The organism is Polynucleobacter sp. HIN5 (assembly GCF_030297555.1).
Lineage (GTDB): Bacteria > Pseudomonadota > Gammaproteobacteria > Burkholderiales > Burkholderiaceae > Polynucleobacter.
Window position 1 is genome coordinate 585200 of sequence record NZ_AP028136.1, and the last position, 20058, is coordinate 605257.

15 protein-coding genes are annotated in these 20058 nt (G+C 48.3%); 13 read left to right on the forward strand and 2 right to left on the reverse strand.

Annotation, left to right across the window (positions count from 1 at the left end; translation table 11 throughout):
* Positions 1-24 precede the first annotated feature (24 nt).
* From smc to QUE61_RS03095, 4 genes are all read left to right on the forward strand, one after another.
* Positions 25-3540 (forward strand): chromosome segregation protein SMC, encoded by a 3516-nt coding sequence (gene smc, locus QUE61_RS03080; RefSeq protein WP_286307553.1) that lies wholly within the window; start codon positions 25-27, stop codon positions 3538-3540.
* Positions 3540-4562: a cell division protein ZipA C-terminal FtsZ-binding domain-containing protein gene (locus QUE61_RS03085; RefSeq protein ID WP_286307555.1), complete on the forward strand. Its 1023-nt coding sequence runs from the start codon at positions 3540-3542 to the stop codon at positions 4560-4562. Before smc ends, QUE61_RS03085 begins: the two co-directional genes overlap by 1 nt.
* A gap of 9 nt (positions 4563-4571) precedes the next feature.
* Positions 4572-6596, forward strand: a complete 2025-nt coding sequence (gene ligA, locus QUE61_RS03090) for an NAD-dependent DNA ligase LigA (RefSeq protein WP_286307556.1) — start codon at positions 4572-4574, stop codon at positions 6594-6596.
* A 68-nt stretch (positions 6597-6664) separates the two neighbouring features.
* Positions 6665-7216, forward strand: a complete 552-nt coding sequence (locus tag QUE61_RS03095) for an NUDIX hydrolase (protein WP_286307558.1) — start codon at positions 6665-6667, stop codon at positions 7214-7216.
* Here QUE61_RS03095 and QUE61_RS03100 read toward each other — a convergent pair.
* Together QUE61_RS03100 and map are read right to left on the reverse strand one after the other, a co-directional pair.
* Positions 7177-9750, reverse strand: a complete 2574-nt coding sequence (locus QUE61_RS03100) for a [protein-PII] uridylyltransferase (protein ID WP_286307560.1) — start codon at positions 9748-9750, stop codon at positions 7177-7179. The genes QUE61_RS03095 and QUE61_RS03100 overlap by 40 nt on opposite strands.
* Positions 9751-9776: 26 nt before the next feature.
* Complete coding sequence (gene map, locus QUE61_RS03105) at positions 9777-10613, reverse strand: type I methionyl aminopeptidase (RefSeq protein ID WP_286307562.1); 837 nt, start codon at positions 10611-10613, stop codon at positions 9777-9779.
* A 185-nt stretch (positions 10614-10798) separates the two neighbouring features.
* On the opposite strand from map, the gene rpsB reads away from it, so the two are divergent.
* Genes rpsB through bamA form a run of 9 tightly spaced genes read left to right on the forward strand, consistent with a single transcriptional unit; the run spans position 10799 to position 20057 of the window.
* Entirely contained in the window at positions 10799-11548 is a 750-nt protein-coding gene (gene rpsB, locus QUE61_RS03110) for a 30S ribosomal protein S2 (protein ID WP_286307564.1), read from the forward strand.
* Complete coding sequence (tsf, locus tag QUE61_RS03115) at positions 11548-12429, forward strand: translation elongation factor Ts (RefSeq protein ID WP_286307566.1); 882 nt, start codon at positions 11548-11550, stop codon at positions 12427-12429. Before rpsB ends, tsf begins: the two co-directional genes overlap by 1 nt.
* A 5-nt stretch (positions 12430-12434) precedes the next feature.
* Complete coding sequence (gene pyrH / locus QUE61_RS03120) at positions 12435-13145, forward strand: UMP kinase (protein ID WP_108508076.1); 711 nt, start codon at positions 12435-12437, stop codon at positions 13143-13145.
* A gap of 12 nt (positions 13146-13157) precedes the next feature.
* A complete protein-coding gene (gene frr, locus QUE61_RS03125; protein WP_108508077.1) occupies positions 13158-13718 on the forward strand; it encodes a ribosome recycling factor in 561 nt (186 codons plus the stop codon).
* An 18-nt stretch (positions 13719-13736) separates the two neighbouring features.
* Positions 13737-14525, forward strand: a complete 789-nt coding sequence (gene uppS / locus QUE61_RS03130; RefSeq protein ID WP_286307568.1) for a polyprenyl diphosphate synthase — start codon at positions 13737-13739, stop codon at positions 14523-14525.
* Between the two features lie 5 nt (positions 14526-14530).
* Entirely contained in the window at positions 14531-15367 is an 837-nt protein-coding gene (locus QUE61_RS03135; protein ID WP_286307571.1) for a phosphatidate cytidylyltransferase, read from the forward strand.
* Between the two features lie 12 nt (positions 15368-15379).
* Positions 15380-16588 carry a 1-deoxy-D-xylulose-5-phosphate reductoisomerase gene (gene ispC / locus QUE61_RS03140; RefSeq protein ID WP_286307574.1) on the forward strand — a complete coding sequence of 403 codons (1209 nt, stop codon included), beginning with the start codon at positions 15380-15382 and terminating at the stop codon, positions 16586-16588.
* Between the two features lie 2 nt (positions 16589-16590).
* Positions 16591-17715 (forward strand): M50 family metallopeptidase, encoded by a 1125-nt coding sequence (locus QUE61_RS03145; RefSeq protein WP_286307576.1) that lies wholly within the window; start codon positions 16591-16593, stop codon positions 17713-17715.
* 29 nt (positions 17716-17744) lie between these two features.
* Positions 17745-20057, forward strand: coding sequence for an outer membrane protein assembly factor BamA (bamA, locus tag QUE61_RS03150; protein ID WP_286307577.1), 2313 nt, complete (start codon positions 17745-17747; stop codon positions 20055-20057).
* The last annotated feature ends 1 nt before the right edge of the window (position 20058 follow it).

Sequence of the window (20058 nt, forward strand, 5' to 3'; positions counted from 1 at the left end):
TTTGCCTCACTAAGAAGAACATCCGTGCAACTCAAATCAATCAAATTATCTGGCTTTAAATCTTTTGTTGACCCAACCCATTTTGAGTTACCTGGCCAGTTAATTGGTGTGGTTGGTCCCAATGGTTGTGGCAAGTCAAACATCATTGATGCGGTTCGTTGGGTGCTCGGGGAGTCACGAGCAAGCGAGTTGCGCGGTGAGTCGATGCAAGACGTGATCTTTAATGGCTCTGGCTTACGTAAGCCATCTGGTCGAGCCAGCGTGGAACTCATTTTTGATAATGCCGATGGTCGCGCGCAGGGTCAATGGTCTAGTTTTGCTGAGCTCTCGGTTAAGCGTGTCTTGACCCGCGACGGTAACTCGAGCTATTACATTAATAATCAAGTAGTACGCCGCAAAGATGTGCAAGACATCTTTCTGGGAACCGGTCTTGGTCCACGTGCTTATGCCATTATTGGTCAGGGCACGATTTCGCGTATTTTGGAGTCCAAGCCCGAGGAGCTGCGCGTGTTTTTGGAGGAGGCTGCTGGCGTCTCGAAATATAAGGAGCGTCGCAAAGAAACCGCCGCTCGCCTAGAAGATACTCAAGAGAACCTGGTTCGCGTACAGGACATTTTGCGGGAACTGGAACAACAGCTGGCACGCTTGGAGGCGCAGGCCGAGGTGGCTAGCCGCCATAACGAACTTCTGACGCAAATGAAATCCCAGCAGCAACTACTTTGGTTTGTAAAGCAAACGGAGTCGGGTAAGGAACAAGAGAAACACGCTAACTCGATTCGGGAAACCCAAGTCAAACTAGAAGAAGAAACTGCAAAGTTACGTCATGCAGAATCCGAACTAGAAACAATGCGCACGCAGCAGTATGCGCTGCAGGACGTCGTATCAAAAGCACAGGGCGATTTGTACGAGACCAATGCGGAAATTAGTCAAGTTGAAGCCGAGATTAAATACGTTCATGAATCCCGCCAGCGCCTTCAAGAGCAAGTCGCTGATTTGCAGGCCCAGCTTGATCGCTGGACCACGCAAGAGAAGGAGGCTGCTCAGGCACAGCGTCAGGCCGAGCAGGAGTTTCGGTCTGCGAGTGAGAACGAAACAAAACTGCAAGCAGAGTTTCAGGCTCTTCAATCGCAAGCTCCTTCTTACGATGAACGTTTCCAATTGGCAACCCAAGTACTCGATGGGGCGCGCTCTTCATTAGCAAGCCTTGAGCAGCGACTCGTTAGTTTGCAAGAACGGATTCATGCTGGTGAAGCCCAGTTTGAAGATGCCAGCTCACGGTCGACTCGTTTACAGGATGAGTTGGCGACGATGCGAAAACCGGATGACCAAGCCTTACAAATGGCTACAGATCGTCACATCATGGCTTTGCGCAAAGCGGATGAGGCAAAAGCGAAGGCTCTTCAGAACCAAGAGCACGTACCGGTAACTGACGCCAAGCGTCAGGCCGCATTGGATCAGATTCAAAAAGCCAATCAGGATGTGCAGCAAAGCGAGGCCAAACTCAGCGCACTGGCTGCTTTACAAGCAAGTGTTCAAGCACAAGGCAAGATTGGCCCTTGGTTAGAAAGTAAAGGTTTAAAAGAGAGCAAACGCTTATGGCAGGAGCTTAAAGTTGAAAAGGGTTGGGAACCTGCCCTGGAGTCAGTATTACGCGAACGCCTAGCGGCATTGACAGGTAAAAGTCTGAATGAGACCCTAAGCCTTGCTAAAGAAGCGCCGCCAAGCCGCCTGGCAATTCTCTTGACCGATGATTTGGAGTCTGGGGAAATGAAGGCTCCATCCGGATTTATGCCATTCATCTCACGTGTGCAGGCATCGGGTGTCATCGCCAATGTTTTGCAAGAGTGGTTGAGTAATATTTATATCGCTGATACCTTGGAGGATGCTTTGCGGCGACGCACGCAACTCGGCCGCGGCGCTGCTTTGGTTACCGCACAAGGACATTTGGTGACACGTGCTGGAGTCCAGTTGTATGCACCAGATTCTGAGCAGGCGGGAATGTTGGCCCGTGCACAGGAGATGGTAAGCCTTGAGAAGCAACTTAAGGCACAGCAGTTAATTCAGAGCGAGTTACAAAGTGAGCTCGAGCAAGCCAATGCGAACTATCAGGCCGCACTTGCTGCTGCCGATCAATCCCGAGTTGCAGCCGAACAAGCGGTTCAAGAAGCACATGCCTTTGAAGTTGAAAAAATGCAGCTGGTGCAAGCTAAAGAGCAGTACAGTACTCGGGCTGCACAAATCGATTCTGAGTTATCGGAAATTAATCAGCAGTTGAGGAGTATTTCAGAGGCGAAGACTCAAACTGAAGGGCAGCTTCGTGATGCGAACGCTCAAAAAGTGGATCTGGAATCTCAGCTCACGACTGCTCAGAGTGGTTTAGAGCAAGCGAGTACCGCGCGCGAGCAATTACGCCTTGCCTTGCGTCAAGCAGAAATGACCGCTCAAGAAGCCGCATTTAATAGTCGTTCCTTACAACAACGCATCAACGATCTGCAGCGTGATCAAAGTACGGCCAGAACTCAAATTATGGAGCTTCAAGACCGCTTTGATGCTAATCAAAATGAGTTAAAGACCTTAAGTGATGAGGCGGCACAAAACAAATTACAAAGTTTGTTGGTCACCCGTTCTGAGCGCGAGGCTTCGTTAGCGAAGGCAAGAACAGAGCAAGAGGCGATGCAGCACCAGTTACGTCAGGCGGATGAAGCGCGTTTAATGCTTGAGCAAACCTTACAGCCGATGCGCGACCGAGTGGTTGATCTGCAGTTGCGAGAGCAAGCAGCTCGCTTAAGTTATGAGCAGTTCACAACCCTATTGAATGACGATGAAGCGGATTACCAAGCGCTTGCTGAGCGCTATAGCCCTGATCTGCGTGCAAGCAGTCTGCAAGGGGAGGTCACTCGCCTTAATAATGAGATTCAATCATTGGGACCCGTCAATATGGCGGCTCTTGATGAGCTATCGAGTAGCCGTGAGCGCAAGTCATTCTTAGATGCGCAATCAGCCGATTTAAATGAGGCGATCCAGACATTGACAGATGCGATTGCAAAGATTGATGCTGAGACGCGTGATCTATTACAAGGCACGTTTGATCAGGTGAACACCCATTTTGGGCGATTGTTCCCTGAGCTCTTTGGTGGTGGTAATGCGCAGCTCGTTATGACAGGCGAAGAGATCTTAGATGCAGGTGTCCAAGTGATGGCGCAGCCGCCCGGTAAGAAAAATAGCACAATTCATTTACTCTCCGGTGGGGAGAAGGCTCTGACAGCTATCGCCTTAGTCTTCTCCTTATTCTTACTAAATCCAGCACCGTTCTGTTTGCTCGATGAGGTGGATGCCCCCCTTGATGATGCGAATACGATGCGCTATTCTGAGATGGTCGCGCGGATGTCGGATAAAACTCAGTTCGTCTTTATTTCACACAACAAGATCACCATGGAAATTGCCAGCCAATTAATTGGCGTCACGATGCAGGAACAAGGCGTATCGCGGATTGTTGCCGTTGATATTGCATCGGCTGTTTCGATGGTGGAGGCGGCTTAATGCCGCTTGATCAATTCGCATCTCAATTGGGTTTGTCTGAGCTTCAACTGGCGCTTGGAGTGGTTGGGGTTCTTTTCTTAGTTTGGGTGGTGATCTATAACGTTCGTAATGCTCGAGCAAAATCCAAAGTAACAGAAGAGCGTGTTGAGCCAAGTTCTAATGTCTTTCATGAGGAGCCAAGCGAGGTCTCCCCTGTTTCTGTTCATCCAGTAAACCAATTCCCCGCACCTCAAACGATTGATCCCCGGATCGATTGTGTGATCACTTTACGTTTTAACCAAGCCATTTCTGGAGTGGAAATCTTAGATGCTCTCAAATCATGGAGCGATCTTCCAATTGCATGGATGGCTGATGGGCTTCATGCAACCGGCCCAAATGAGGGCGTTTGGGAGACCCTTGAGGCAGATCATTCGTATCTTGAGATTCAGCTTGCGGTTCAGCTTGCCAGTCGACGGGGCCCCATTGGGGTTCTTGAGTTATCGGACTTCTGTTCCCGTGTTCAGGCATTGGCGGAGTCTCTGGACGCCCAAATCGATATGCCGGCGGTGAATGCCATGCTTGAGAGCGCAAAAGAGTTAGATGCCCTTGCGGCGCAAAGCGATATCTTATTGGGAATGAATATTGTGTTTGATCAGCAAACATGGTCTTGGCCCCATATTGAGTCCGCTCTCACCCAAAGAGGCTACCGTATGAGCCCACAGGGGTACGTCTTTGAATATGCAGTGGATGGCAAGCCGGTATTTCGGACAGGGGCGTTTGATCGGCAAGCGCCGATTGAACAAATTACCTTCTTATTAGAAGTACCTATAGTTGCACAGCATTTGCGACCCTTTGAGCTCATGCTCAATGAGGCTGCCGATGTGGCGCAGGCCTTGCAAGGACGCTTGGTTGATGACAATGGGGTTCACTTGACCGAGAACTCGGTGTATGTGATTCGCCAGCAACTTGACTCTCTTTATGCTCAGCTTGACAAAGCAGGCATCCCAGCAGGGTCAAGTACAGCACTCCGTTTATTCTCTTAGGACTCGATCTTGAGTCAAGATAGATCCTCGGCCGCGGATCGTTATCATTATTTACAGCAAGAGCTTGCTCGTCTTGAGCATGCATATTATGTCTTAGACCAGCCCTTAGTTCCTGATGCTGAGTACGACCGTTTGTATCGCGAGTTATTGGATCTTGAGGTGCAGCACCCGGATTGGGTGACCCCCGACTCTTTATCGCAGCGGGTGGGAGGCGCTCCTCTTAAAGAATTTATGGAGATCAAGCATTCGGTCCCGATGCTCTCTTTAAACAATGCCTTTGAGGAGTCTGAACTGATTGGGTTTGATCGACGTTGTCGTGAGGGCTTGGGTTTAGATCGCGTGGAGTACGCATGTGAACTGAAGTTTGATGGCTTGGCAATCTCATTGCGCTATGAGAACGGCGTCTTGGTCCAGGCAGCAACCCGCGGCGACGGGGCGAGTGGCGAGGATGTGACGAGTAATATCCGAACCATTCGGGCAATCCCATTACGTTTACTGGGGCCCAATCTTCCAAAGGTGATTGAAGTTCGTGGCGAGGTATTTATGCATCGAACGGATTTTGAGAAGATGAACAAAATTGCTGCAGCAAATGGTGAAAAAGAGTTTGCAAACCCACGCAATGCCGCCGCTGGAAGCTTGCGTCAGCTGGATTCAAAGATCACTGCAAAACGCCCCTTAAGCTTCTTTGCCTATGGCCTGGGCGCTTTAGAGCCAAGTCAATGGCTACCCTCAACCCATAGTGAGTTGCTCAATCAGTACGAAGCGCTTGGTTTACCTGTTTGCCGAGAGCGAAGGGTAGTGAATTCGCTCGATGGCTTAATGACGTTCTACACTGAAATTGCTGCCAAGCGTCAACAGTTACCGTATGAGATTGATGGCGTAGTTTATAAGGTGAACTCCTTTGCTGAGCAAGCGCAACTGGGGTATGTATCGCGTGCACCACGCTTTGCCATTGCGCACAAATATCCTGCGCAAGAAGAAATCACCACGGTCCTTGGAATTGATGTGCAAGTAGGTAGAACCGGGGCGATTACACCCGTGGCTCGCTTAGCACCGGTTTTGGTGGGTGGCGTCACCGTAACCAATGCCACCTTACATAATGAGGATGAAGTGCGACGTAAAGATGTCCGCATCGGTGACGCGGTAGTCGTTCGTCGAGCGGGTGATGTGATCCCAGAGGTGGTATCCGTCGTCTTGGATCGCAGGCCAGCTGATGCACAGATCTTTGTCATGCCAACCCGCTGCCCGGTGTGTGAGTCGCATATTGAGCGCTTATCGGACGAAGCGGTTGCCCGCTGTAGTGGGGGCCTATTCTGCGCAGCCCAACGCAAGCAAGCGTTATTGCATTTTGCACAACGCCGCGCGATGGATATTGAAGGCTTGGGTGACAAAATTGTGGATCAGTTGGTTGATCTCAACTTGGTTCGTACTCCAGCAGATCTCTATCGCCTGGGATTTACTGCTTTAGTCAACATGGAACGCATGGGCGAGAAATCCGCTGATAACCTCTTGCAATCCATTGTTCAATCGAAGAAAACTACCTTGGCCCGATTTATCTTTGGATTAGGGATTCGTCATGTGGGCGAAAGTACTGCTAAAGATCTGTCGAAGCACTTTGGAGATATCCATGCCTTAATGGATGCCCCAATGGATGAATTACTCACGGTTCATGATGTTGGACCGGTGGTCGCTGATTCAATCATGAGTTTTATGTCAGAACCCCATAACCGCGAGGTCATTGAGCAACTACTCGCATCTGGTATCGAATTTCAGAAAGAAGAACGAATCGAAGCCGTTGATTTAAGTGGTAAGACCTTTGTTCTGACCGGAACACTCCCAACACTCTCTCGAGATCAAGCAAAAGAACTCCTCGAGGCTGCCGGAGCTAAAGTGGCAGGCTCAGTCTCTCAAAAAACCTCATTCGTGGTTGCTGGCTCAGAAGCCGGAAGCAAGTTAGATAAAGCGACTGAGCTTGGTATACCTATTTTGGATGAAGCAACACTACTCATAATGTTAGATGTAGGAAAAAACTGACAACAAAATCAGTTTGGTATTTAGGGCTTTGAACCTTATTCTTTTGGTTTCTCAATTGACCAATAAATATGAATTCAGCCCATTTGTTTACAAAGTACTTTACTACCAACCCTATTGAGTTACTTCGTCAAATTTATCAATTTACTTTGATCAACTCAAAGTTGATATGGAGTAATAAGTTTCAAATTCACGGTCACATTACCGCCAGCGGACTTGTTATCAAGAACGATAAGGTTCTTCTAATCCGACATCCTTATATTGGTAAGTATTTTCAGCCTGGAGGACATATTGATGATGATGAGACTTATTTGGAAGCCGCAATTCGTGAAGTGCATGAGGAAACAGGTTGGATATGCGTTCCATCAAAAGAATGCGGTCATGTTTTGGATATCGACGTGCATTTGATACCTGAGAATGCAAAAAAGTTTGAGGGTGCCCATTGGCACATTGATCTGTGCTACCAGTTGAATCCTATAGAGCAAACTGCTGCAAGCGAGAGCCTATCTGCCGAATGGATTGAGATTGGTCGTGTTGAATCCCCAAGAGTTCGTAGGGCATTTAAAAAAGCAATGCGTCTTGATCAGGCTGCTAACACTTCCAGTAACTCAGTCTCGAGCTGAATTTGTAGTTTTGGATTCTTACTGAGATTGCTACCATCAAGCAGCATGATGTCTTCCACACGCTCGCCCAGTGTATTAATTCGGGCGGTATGAAGAGAGATTTGGTGCTTAGCAAGCGCTTTTGCTACTGCATACAAAAGCCCTGAACGATCCGCCGCTGATAAGGTGAGGGCAAAGTACTGATTACGCTCATCCGGCTGCAAACTAACCCGTGCTTGGATTGGAAAGCTCTTCGATTGTCGGGATAGGCGACCCATATTGGGTTCAGGTAGTGGCGCTGATTTTTTGATGGACTCCGCAAGCTCATACTCAACTAGCTGAATCAAGTCGCGATAGCTGCCACCTTCATCAACCAAATGACTACCAGATATTTGGAAGGTATCTAAGGCGTAGCCATGCTTTGTTGTATGAATCCGTGCATCCCAAATAGAAAAATGATGACGCTCAAAATAGGCGCAGATACGGGCGAATAAATCTAATTGGTCTTTGACATAAACCGCAACTTGCAAACCTTCGCCTGCTTGAGAAAGTCGGGCGCGGACAATGGGCTCATCCGTATGCACATTTGAAAAGAGATGTCGGGTGAGCCACGCAATATCGCTTGCTTCTTGGCGCAAGAAAAAGGCCACATCTAATTGCTGCCACAAAGCTTGTGGCGCATCGTCGTCAATTCCTGCCAGACGTAGTTGGGTCAGCGCCTCCTCTTTATGCTGAATCAACTCGGAGGATGGATCGGGTTTGGCGCCCCCCAGGACGCGAAGGGTTGCCCGATAGAGATCTTCCAATAGCTTGCCTTTCCAGGCGTTCCAGACTTTAGGGCTAGTACCCCGAATATCCGCAACGGTTAGTAAATAGAGTGCGGTTAAATGACGTTCATCCCGCATGCGTTTTGCAAAGGCAGTAATGACCGCGGGATCGGTAATATCTTGCTTTTGAGCAATCTGACTCATCGTCAGATGTTCGGCAACCAACCAAACTAATAGCTCGGTTTCATCGGGGGTTAGGCCATGGTCTTTGGCAAAGGTGCGCGCATCGCGTTTTCCCAGTTCGGAGTGATCGCCACCACGCCCTTTGGCAATATCATGGAAGAGGGCAGCCAAGACAATAATCCAGTTTTTATCAAAGCTTGCGATCAGGTTGCTGCAGAATGGAAACTCATGCGTATGCTCAAGGATCATGAAACGTCGCACATTACGCAAGACCATCAAGATGTGTTGATCAACCGTGTATACATGAAATAAATCATGTTGCATTTGACCGACGATACGACGGAACGAGGGTAAGTAACGCCCCAGAACACTGGTTTGGTTCATGAGACGAAAGGCGGTGGTTACCCCATCCGGTAGTTTGAGTAATTCCATAAACACAGCACGATTACGTGGGTCTTTGCGCCACGAGGCATTCATGAGCTGACGTGCGTTATAGAGCGCTCGAAAGACACTAGCTGATAGACCGTTGATCGCGGGGTTTTGGGCAAATACCAAAAAGGTCCGTAATATTTGCTCGGGGTACTTTTGGTACAGCTGAGGATCAACAATATCTAATAAACCTTGGCGCTCGATAAACATCGTGTTATCGGGACCCGAGATGGGATAGGTTGTACGGGATTCATTGGGAAATAAGATTGCTTCGATGTTTTGGAGCAGAATCGTATTGAGTTGACTCACGGCCTTGGCCGCCCAGTAATAGCGTCGCATCAGCTCTTCGCTGGCCAGTCGGCCAGATTCTTGATCAATCCCGATTTGCTTAGCTAGACCCGCTTGAAGATCAAACACCAGAACGTCCTGACGGCGTTTGGCAAGCAAATGCAAATTCGCCCGAATGTTTTGCAGTAACTTCTGATTACGGTTGAGTTCTTTGAGCTCGCGCTCCGTGATTAACCCTTTTTTGAATAAATCAGCAAAGCTATTACCAAGGGTTGCAGCTTTACTAACCCATAAGATAATTTGCAGATCACGTAATCCGCCCGGACTCTCTTTGCAATTGGGCTCAAGCGCATAGGGCGTTTCCTGAAACTTATAGTGGCGCTGCTGCTGTTCTAGTAACTTCGCTTGAAAGAATGCTTTGGGATCCATCGCCTGATCAAGACTGCGCTTAAATAATTTAAATAAACCACGATGACCGCCCAAGAGGCGTGCCTCTAAAACCGAGGTACGTACTGTAATGTCTTGTTGGGCTTCTGATAAACACTCGGACAGCGTGCGAACCGCAGAGCCGATTTCTAGACCCGAGTCCCAACACAGCGCAATAAAGGATTCTAGGTTGGACTGCAGTAGGGGATTCTCGCTGCTCGCATCATCAAGCAAAATCAAGATATCAATATCCGAATTAGGAAATAATTCAGAGCGACCATAGCCACCAACGGCAAGCAAGGCAGCATCTGTACTGAGATTGCAGCGATTCCATAAATCCAGCAACTGCTGATCGGTTGCTTGGGTTAAACGCTGCATTAACTTGCCAACATTCTGGTGGACTAAAAAATCAGAACACGCCAAGCTCCGTGCATCGTTGAGTGGATGGGATTCCGAACTCATGAGCGCGTTTTAAGGATGAGGGGAATCTAAGCAGCGATTACGCTGGGCCGATAGTTTAGGCTGCCAACACAAGCGGGAGCCTTTGGTGTATCCGCAGACCAGGTTAAGACCTCAACGCCATGGTGAGTGACTAAAACAGTATGTTCCCATTGAGCTGAAAGACTACGATCTTTTGTTTTCACGGTCCACTGATCTGGCATGGTTCGGATCTCACGTCGACCAGCATTAATCATGGGTTCAATCGTGAAGGTCATCCCTTCTTCTAATGCTTCCCCCGTACCCGGTTTTCCATAATGAAGAATCTGAGGATCTTGATGGAATACTTTACCAATGCCATGGCCGCAGTACTCGCGCACTACCGAGTAGCCAGCCTGCTCGGCATGCGACTGAATCGCAAAGCCAATATCTCCTAAACGGGCTCCAGGTTTTACCTGGGCGATGCCAAGCCACATGCATTCAAACGTGATTTGGTTCAGTCTAGCGGCCAAGATCGAGATGTCGCCAACTGCAAACATCCGGCTGGTGTCGCCATAGTAGCCGGCTTGGGTAATAACCGTGATATCGAGATTAACCACATCCCCATTTTTAAGCACCTTGTCACCTGGAATACCATGGCAAATCACATCATTGACCGAGGTGCAGATTGATGCCGGAAAAGGGGGGTAGCCTGGAGGTTGATAATTTAATGGGGCGGGAATAGTCTTTTGCACATCACGCATATACGCATGACAAAGACGGTCTAGTTCCCCAGTACTTACACCGGGTTTGACAAAGGGGCCAATGTAATCGAGAACCTCGCTCGCAAGGCGGCCAGCTTCTCGCATGCCTTGAAGATCTTTTTCATCCGTAAATACGCTGTGCATAGCGCATATTATGGCCGAATCTGGTCGATTTCGAGTAATTGCTCAATCACTAGTGGATTGATATTTAAGGTATAATTCATAAATCGGTCTCATGGTGAGACTGAAATCCCAGATCAAGCCATCCAGGGTGGCGCTTTTGAGCGCAGTCAGGACTTGATCTTAGAACCAACCCTTAGGAGATTGTAATGTCAGTGACAATGCGTGAAATGCTGGAAGCTGGGTGCCATTTTGGCCACCAAACGCGCTTCTGGTCCCCCAAGATGGCCCCCTATATTTTTGGTCATCGCAACAAAATTCATATTATTAATTTAGAGAAAACCCTGCCCATGTTTCAGGATGCCCTGAAATTTGTGCGTCAGGTAGCTGCCAACCGCGGCACGATTCTCTTTGTTGGTACCAAGCGCCAGTCGCGAGAAATTATTGCCGAAGAGGCAACCCGTGCTGGTATGCCATACGTTGATAGCCGTTGGCTTGGAGGCACCCTTACTAATTTCAAAACGGTGAAGGGTTCGATCAAGCGCTTAAAAGATATGGCTGCTGCAAAAGAGGCGGGCGATTGGGAGAAGCTCTCGAAAAAAGACGCCCTCACCAACGAGCGTGAGTTTGATAAGTTGCAAAAATCACTTGGTGGTATTCAGGACCTTAACGGTGTACCTGACGCTATTTTTGTCGTGGACGTGGGCTATCACAAAATTGCAATCACCGAAGCCAACAAACTGGGTATTCCTGTGATTGCTGTGGTGGATACCAATCACTCTCCAGAGGGCGTTGATTACATTGTTCCCGGCAACGATGACTCAAGTAAAGCGGTCATTCTTTATGTGCGCGGTATTGCAGATGCCATCCTAGAGGGTAAGGCAAATGCCGTACAGCAAGTCCTCGAGTCTGTAAAAGAGGGCGAAGAAGAGTTTGTTGAAGAAGGGAAGGAAGACTGATGCCCGCGATTACCGCAGCAATGGTTGGCGAACTCCGCGCCAAAACCGATGCTCCTATGATGGAGTGCAAAAAGGCATTAACGGAAGCCGATGGTGATTTAGTCAAAGCCGAAGAGATTCTGCGTGTGAAGTTGGGAAGCAAGGCTAGCAAAGCTGCATCACGGATTGCCGCAGAGGGTGTGATTGTTTCCTTTATTGATGGAACAACAGGTGCCCTATTGGAAGTGAACTGTGAGACCGATTTTGTATCGAAAAACGATGACTTCTTAGCATTTAGTAATGGCTGTGCCAAACTGGTTGCCGAGAAAAATCCCGCAGATGTCACCGCCTTGGCTGCTTTAGAGCTCAATGGTAAGTCTGTCGAGGCTGTACGTACTGAATTGATCGGTAAGATCGGTGAGAACATGAACCCCCGTCGCTTTAAGCGTTTTACTGGTGGCGGCCAATTAGTTTCTTATCTCCATGGCAACCGAATTGGCGTGATGGTGGAGTACGAGGGTGATGCAACAGCGGCTAAAGATGTCGCTATGCACATTGCTGCAATGAAGCCTGTTTCTTTATCGACTGCAGATGTTCCAGCAGAAAATATTGCAACCGAGCGTAAGATTGCTGAGCAAAAGGCTATAGAGTCTGGCAAGCCGGCTGATATCGCTGCCAAAATGGTTGAGGGTTCGGTTCAAAAGTATTTGAAGGAAGTTTCTTTGTTAAACCAAGCCTTTGTTAAGAACGACAAACAAAGCGTTGAGCAAATGCTAAAAGCAGCCAATACGACCATTAAATCCTTCACTCTTTATGTTGTTGGTGAGGGAATTGAAAAGCGCCAAGATGACTTTGCTGCAGAAGTCGCTGCTCAGGTTGCTGCTGCAAAGGCAACTGCCTAAGGTATATGCCGGGATATCAGCGCGTTCTACTAAAGTTGTCGGGCGAGGCCCTAATGGGTGAGGATGCCTATGGAATTAATCCAAAGACGATTGATTCCATGGTCACCGAAATTGCTGAGGTGGTTCAATTAGGCGTTGAAATCGCCATCGTCATTGGTGGCGGCAATATCTTTCGTGGTGTAGCCGGTGGCGCAGCTGGAATGGATCGGGCCACCGCTGATTACATGGGGATGTTGGCCACCATGATGAACTCGTTGGCCTTGCAAGATGCGCTCAGGCAAAAAGGCGTTGAGGCCCGAGTGCAATCTGCTTTGCGGATGGATCAAGTGGTCGAGCCCTATATTCGACCGCGAGCCATTCGAGCCATGAAAGAGGGTAAGGTCGTGATCTTTGCTGCTGGTACCGGTAACCCATTCTTTACAACTGATACTGCTGCCGCATTGCGTGCTGCAGAAATGGGTGTCGAGGTGATGCTCAAAGCAACTAAGGTGGATGGCATCTACAGCAGCGACCCAAATAAAGATCCAAGTGCAACGTTGTATTCCACTATTACTTTTGATGAGTGCCTCATCAAAAATCTTCAAGTGATGGATGCAACTGCATTTGCTTTATGCCGCGATCGAAAATTACCTATCCGTGTATTTTCGATCTTAAAACCAGGCGCATTATTAAGTGTTGTGCGGGGCGAGCCAGAAGGTACCCTAGTTCACGTTTAAAAGGAGAGTGGCATGTCGGCTGGACAAATAAAGACCAATGCAGATCAAAAAATGCAAAAGTCGATTGAAGCGTTTAAAGCTAATCTCGCAAAAATCAGAACGGGTCGTGCCAACCCAGGTATTTTGGAGCACCTCATGGTGGATTACTACGGTAATCCCACGCCAATCTCGCAAGTGGCTAATTTAGGGCTGGCCGATGCACGCACCATTAATGTGACCCCTTGGGAAAAAAATATGGTCGCGGTGGTTGAGAAGGCGATTCGCGAATCAGACCTCGGTCTAAATCCTGCAACTCAGGGTACAGTGATTCGGGTGCCAATGCCCCCCTTAACTGAGGAGCGTCGCAAAGAGCTGACCAAGGTTGTCAAAGCAGAGGGCGAAGAGACTAAGGTGGCGATTCGTAATTTACGACGCGATGCCAATGAGCATTTAAAACGTTTGACCAAAGATAAAGAGATCTCGGAAGATGATGAGCGTCGTGCCCAAGACGAGATCCAGAAACTGACGGATAAGTTTGTGGCCGATGTGGATAAATTGGTCGTTGAAAAGGAAAAGGAAATCATGACGGTTTAACCGTCATGATTTGGTCAGATGACCCAAGCCACTACCAGTTCCACGCTCGCTGTTCCTGCCGTTGGTAGTGTTCCTAGACATGTGGCCATCATCATGGATGGTAATGGTCGATGGGCAACTAAACGATTTATGCCGCGCGTAGCGGGTCATTCAGAAGGACTTGAAGCGGTTCGGAAGGTCGTTGAGGAGTGTGTCAAGCAAAACGTTCAATACTTGACCTTATTTGCTTTCAGTTCAGAGAACTGGCGCAGGCCCCCTGAGGAAGTTGGCTTTTTAGCAAAACTTTTTCTCAAATCCCTCCGCAAAGAGGTTGCTCGCCTTGCTGAAAATAATATTCGTCTGAAGATGATTGGTGACCTGAGTCGCTTTGGAACCGCGATTACAGAGATGGTCGAGTTCTCGGAAGAAAAAACGAAGGATTGCAATCGCTTAACTCTCACCATTGCCGCCAATTACGGTGGACGCTGGGATATTTTGCAGGCGATGCAAAAAGCACTTGCGCAAAACCCGCATCTTGATCCAAAGAGTATTTCCGAGGAGTGGCTGGCCCCCCATCTTTCGATGGCCTATGCGCCCGAGCCTGATTTATTTATTCGGACTGGTGGTGAACAGCGGGTGAGTAATTTTCTCTTGTGGCAATTGGCATATACCGAACTCTATTTCACGGACATTCTTTGGCCAGACTTTGATGCGACTGAGTTACAAAAAGCGTTTCTCTGGTATGCCCAGCGGGAGCGTCGCTTTGGTCGAACCAGCGCACAGCTGGTAGAAGAGTCCAGCCCCATTCCATTGTCCGATGCCGTCTAATTGGCATGCTTAAAACTCGGATCGTAACTGCCGTCATCATGCTGGCCATTTTGTTGCCAGTATTGTTTTTGTTACCCCCGATCTATCTCTCCGGATTATTTTTGCTAATCCTAGTGGCAGCCGCTTGGGAGTGGAGTCGCTTAATTGCTCCCAATGCATCGTATGCAGCCTACTTTTATGCGCTGGTGTGCGCCATGGTCGTTCTTTTTCTCTGGCTCTTTGCAATTCCAACGGTGGAAATCGCTTTACTGAGTATCGCGCTTGCGTTTTGGATCATTGGCATGCCAATGATCCTATCTCAAGGGATTCATCTTTCTTTGTTACGGTGGCGATTTATTTTTAGTGTCCTTGGCTTCATTATTTTGCCAACCGCGTGGCTATCTTTGGATGTGCTTCGTGAAATCGGCTTATGGTGGTTATTAAGTGCTTTGATATTGGTTTGGCTTGCTGATATTGGTGCTTATTTTGTTGGTAAGTCCTTTGGTCGACGAAAGCTTGCGAGCCAAATTAGTCCTGGTAAGTCTGTGGAAGGGGCTCTCGGTGGCTTAGCCCTCTGTTTGGTGTACGCCATCGGCTGTGCACACTATTTACCGGAGGGCGATACCCTATTTGGATCGTTTCAGTCGAAATGGGGCTGGGGATGGATGCTTCTCATGACGGCGGTTTTGGTGGCTTACAGCATTATGGGAGATCTATTTGAGTCGCAACTCAAGCGGATCGCGAAAGTGAAGGACAGCAGCCATTTATTGCCCGGGCATGGAGGCTTTTTGGATCGTGTCGATGCTTTATTGCCGGTCATGCCAATTGCTGCATTATTCTCGATAATGGTGAGAAGCCAATAAACGACTCCCTTTATGCACGATCTCATCACCCGAAATCTCTGTATCTTAGGATCCACCGGATCAATCGGCATGAATACGCTTGATGTGGTGCGCGCTCATCGAGATCAATTTAAGGTAAGTGCGCTCACTGCTGGTCGGCAAATCGAACGTTTGGCTGAGCAATGTTTGGAGTTCAGACCCAAGATCGCAGCGGTTCACTCTGCGACTGACGCAAGAACGCTAAAGGAACTCCTAGAAGGCAAGGGTCTGTCGATTGCTGTGCATCATGGCGAGGCAGGTCTTATTACCGCAGTCTCAGAAAGTGACTGCGATACCGTGATGGCAGCCATTGTTGGTGCCGCGGGTCTTTTGCCCACCTTACGCGCGGCTGAGCTTGGTAAGCGGGTACTGCTTGCGAATAAAGAATCTCTAGTGATGTCCGGAGATATTTTTATGAATGCCGCAATCCGAGGTGGCGCAGAGTTATTGCCAATCGATAGTGAACACAACGCAATTTTTCAGTGCTTGCCACCGCACTTCACAAGTCCCAAAAATACCTCGCGGATGAAAGAGCATTTGGGGGTTGAGGAAATTTGGTTAACGGCTTCCGGAGGCCCTTTCCGCAATACCCCAATCGATCAACTAGCGAACATCACACCGGATCAGGCATGTGCTCATCCAAATTGGGTGATGGGTCGCAAAATTTCAGTTGATTCTGCAACCATGATGAACAAGGGCCTCGAAGTGATTGAGGCGCATTGGTTGTTTGGTTTGCCGCTCGAGCAAATTAAGGTGCTGATTCATCCGGAGAGCGTGGTGCATTCCATGGTGCGGTATCGAGATGGCTCAGTCATGGCTCAGCTCGGACAGCCAGATATGCGCACACCCATCGCATTTGGCTTAGCTTGGCCCAATCGCATTGATGCTGGCGTTGCGCCTCTCAATTTGACCCAGTTATCGGGTTTGCACTTTACCGAGCCTGATCTTTTGCGTTTTCCATGCTTAGGTCTTGCCTTTACCGCTGCAAGGCAAGGGGGAACAAGCCCCACGGTTCTCAATGCTGCCAATGAGATTGCCGTCGCCGCATTTTTAGAAGGCCGTTTGCCATACCTAAAAATAGCGCAGGCTGTTGAGTTCGCACTCAATCAGCTTCCCAGTCAAAAGGCGGGATCCTTGGATGAGGTTTTAACGGTTGATCGAGAGGCTCGCCTCAAAACCAGCGATTGGATTACACGCCAATAACCATGGAAGCGATTTCAACACTTCTTTATTTCTTAATCACCATTGGGATCTTGGTGAGTTTTCATGAATTCGGCCATTACAGCGCCGCTCGGATGTGCGGGGTGAAGGTATTACGGTTTGCAGTTGGATTTGGTAAACCACTCCTGACCCTGAAATCAAAATCAGGAACCGAATGGGTCATTGCCGCGATTCCTTTGGGTGGTTATGTAAAGCTTTTAGATGGACGTGATTCAGAGCAGCAGATAGCGCCCGAGGAGCAAGCGATTGCCTTTGATACGCAACCTCTGTGGCAGCGCTCATTCATTGTTGCCGCTGGCCCGCTTGCCAACTTCTTATTAGCGGTCATCTTGTTGGCATTCATATACATCAATGGTGTCCCGCAACTTCCCGCTCAGATTCAAGCGCCGGCCGAACAAACCTTGGCAGCCCAGTTGGATATGGAAAAGGGTGATGAGATTTTGGCTTGGAAGACTGCAGGTGAAGACCAATTTATACCGATTGTGAGTTGGAATGATCTACGCTGGCGTTTATTAGATGCAATCACCGCAGAGCGCGGCTTCTCCTTGGAGCTTGAGGCGGAGTCTGGTAAGCGCCACATCGTGGAATTTAAGGGAGATGCATTGCCCCGCCTCTCCCCGGGCACGGACCCCTTTGCCCGGTTGGGCATCCTACCCATTCCAGGTAAAGATGCCGAGGGGAAGTCTACATGGTTTGAGCTCCAGCTTGGCCCTATCGACTCTCTGGTTTATGCCAGCGAACGGGTTTGGTTGATTACCAAGGTCTCGACCCGGATGATGATTGGCTTAATTACCGGGGAGACCTCCTTAAAACAGCTAAGTGGCCCGATTAGCATTGCTGATATGGCGGGTAAATCTGCCCAGTTTGGCTGGCAATCCTTCGTTTCTTTTTTGGCACTTCTTAGCATCAGCATTGGATTACTAAACCTTATCCCTTTGCCCATGTTAGATGGCGGTCAGCTCCTGTATGATGCATGGGAGTTGGTCTCTGGAAAGCGCCTATCCACTCAGTTGCAAGAAGTTTTTCAGCGATTTGGCTTTATATTAATTATTGTGCTCACACTATTTGCTGTATTTAACGATCTACAACGCTTATTTCTGTCTTCATGATCCGTTTTTCGTCAATTCCCAATCGTCTGATGCAATATTTAGCTTCATGCTTTTGCATCATTCTGTTGGCCATTGCCGGATTTAATCAGCCAGCCCTTGCTGCGGACTCATTTATTGTCAAAGACATTCGGATTGAAGGTTTGCAGCGAGTTGAGCCTGGCACCGTATTTAGCTATCTCCCCGTTCAAGTGGGTGAGCGTTTTACTCCTGAAAAGGCGGCTGATTCGATTAAGGCCTTATATGCGACTGGATTTTTTCGGGATGTTCAGATTCAGGCGCAGGGTGATGTCTTAATTGTGATTGTGGACGAGCGTCCCACAATTTCTCGTATTGAGTTCACAGGTATGAAGGAGTTTGACCCTGAAGTGGTTCGCAAATCATTGCGAAGCGTCGGGGTCGCAGACGCACGTTTTTATGACAAGGCCTTAATTGATAAAGCGGAGCAGGAGCTCAAGCGTCAATATGTGAGTAAGGGATTGTTTGCCGCTGAGGTGGTTACAACGGTAACCCCAGGAGCTCGTAACCAAGTGGCGATCTTCTTTAATATTGATGAAGGGCCGGTAGCCAAGATTAAAGAGATTAACTTTATTGGCAACAAAGTATTTAGTGAAAGTACTTTGCGCAGTGAGATGCAGTTGCAAACCGGTGGTTGGCTGTCCTGGTACTCCAAAGATAATTTGTACTCAAAGCAAAAGCTAACCGCTGATCTCGAGACCATTCGTTCGTATTATCTCAATCGGGGCTATCTCGAGTTTGTGATCGAATCGACCCAGGTTTCTATTACCCCGGATAAACGGGATATCTATTTGACAATCAGCATTCGTGAAGGAAATAAATTTACCGTCAAGAACATTAGTCTGGCCGGGGAATTGTTGGGCAAGGAAAAAGAGTTTCAGTCCCTCTTGACGATTAAAGCGGGTGATACTTTCTCATCGGCAAAGTTAGCCGAAAGTACTAAGGCTATTGCTGAGAAGTTAGGTTCGTATGGCTATGCCTTTGCGGTAATTAATCCACAACCCGACATCCGGCGCGATTTGAATGAGGTCGATATCACGCTGGTGATTGATGCGGGGCGGCGAGTGTATGTGCGCAAAGTCGAAATTACGGGCAACTCAAAGACCCGAGATTTGGTAATTCGGCGTGAAATGCGACAGTTTGAAAGTGCCTGGTTTGATAGTGATAAGATCCGAATTTCTAAGGAGCGGATTGGTCGAACCGGCTATGTGAAGGATAGTGAAATCACCACCGCTGATGTTCCTGGCTCGCCCGATCAAGTCGATGTGAACGTGAAGGTTGAGGAAAAGCCAACCGGTGCGATCTCGATTGGTGCTGGATTTTCTTCTACTGAAAAATTGATCTTGACTGCCGGTATTAACCAAGAGAATGCGTTTGGAACTGGAACCAGTATTGGTCTTAATTTCTCGCTCGGTAAGATTAATCAATCCTTAGCACTTTCGCAGTATGACCCTTACTTTACGGAAGACGGTATTAGTCGCTACACTGACCTTTTCTATCGTTCCAATAAGCCTCTGTATTACGTGGGTGATCCTGACTATCAGATTAAATCTTTTGGTACGAACTTAAAGTTTGGGGTGCCTTACACTGAGGTTGATCGGGTATTTTTTGGAACTGGCCTCGAGTTTTTTGATATCTACGTGACTCAAAATACTCCGCAACCCTATCAGACCTATGTGCAGGATTGGGGTCAGACCATACCAAGTCGACTACAAACTTATAACATTCCAATTACGGTTGGCTGGGCACGCGATGGTCGCGACAGTGCTCTGATTCCATCCAAAGGATCTTTACAGCGTTTATCAGGAGAGGTTGGAACGCCTTTGGGTAATTTGCTGTTCTACCAATTAAACGCTCAGTATCAGCAATACCACTCATTCTCCAAGGGCAATATCTTGTCTTTCAATGGTGAAATCGGCTACGGTGAGGGCTATGGTAACAAGCCATACCCCATTACCAAGAACTACTTCGTAGGTGGTATTGGCTCTGTCAGGGGGTACGCCCCTGGATCGCTTGGGCCGAAGTATTTCAACACCACCACGGGCACTTTCTTACCCACTGGCGGTCAGTCCAAGATTGTCACTAATATTGAGTACACCTTCCCAGTTCCTGGCTCGGGGGCAGATAAAACCTTGCGTCTCTTTACCTTTGCTGACGGCGGTAATGCTTTCCAGGACATCAACTTAGTTCTAAGGTACTCCTACGGGGTCGGTTTATCATGGATATCTCCATTGGGTCCGTTAAAATTTAGCTACGGTATTCCAATCAATGCACAGCCAACGGATAATATCCAAAGACTGCAGTTTCAGGTGGGTACAGCGTTTTAAT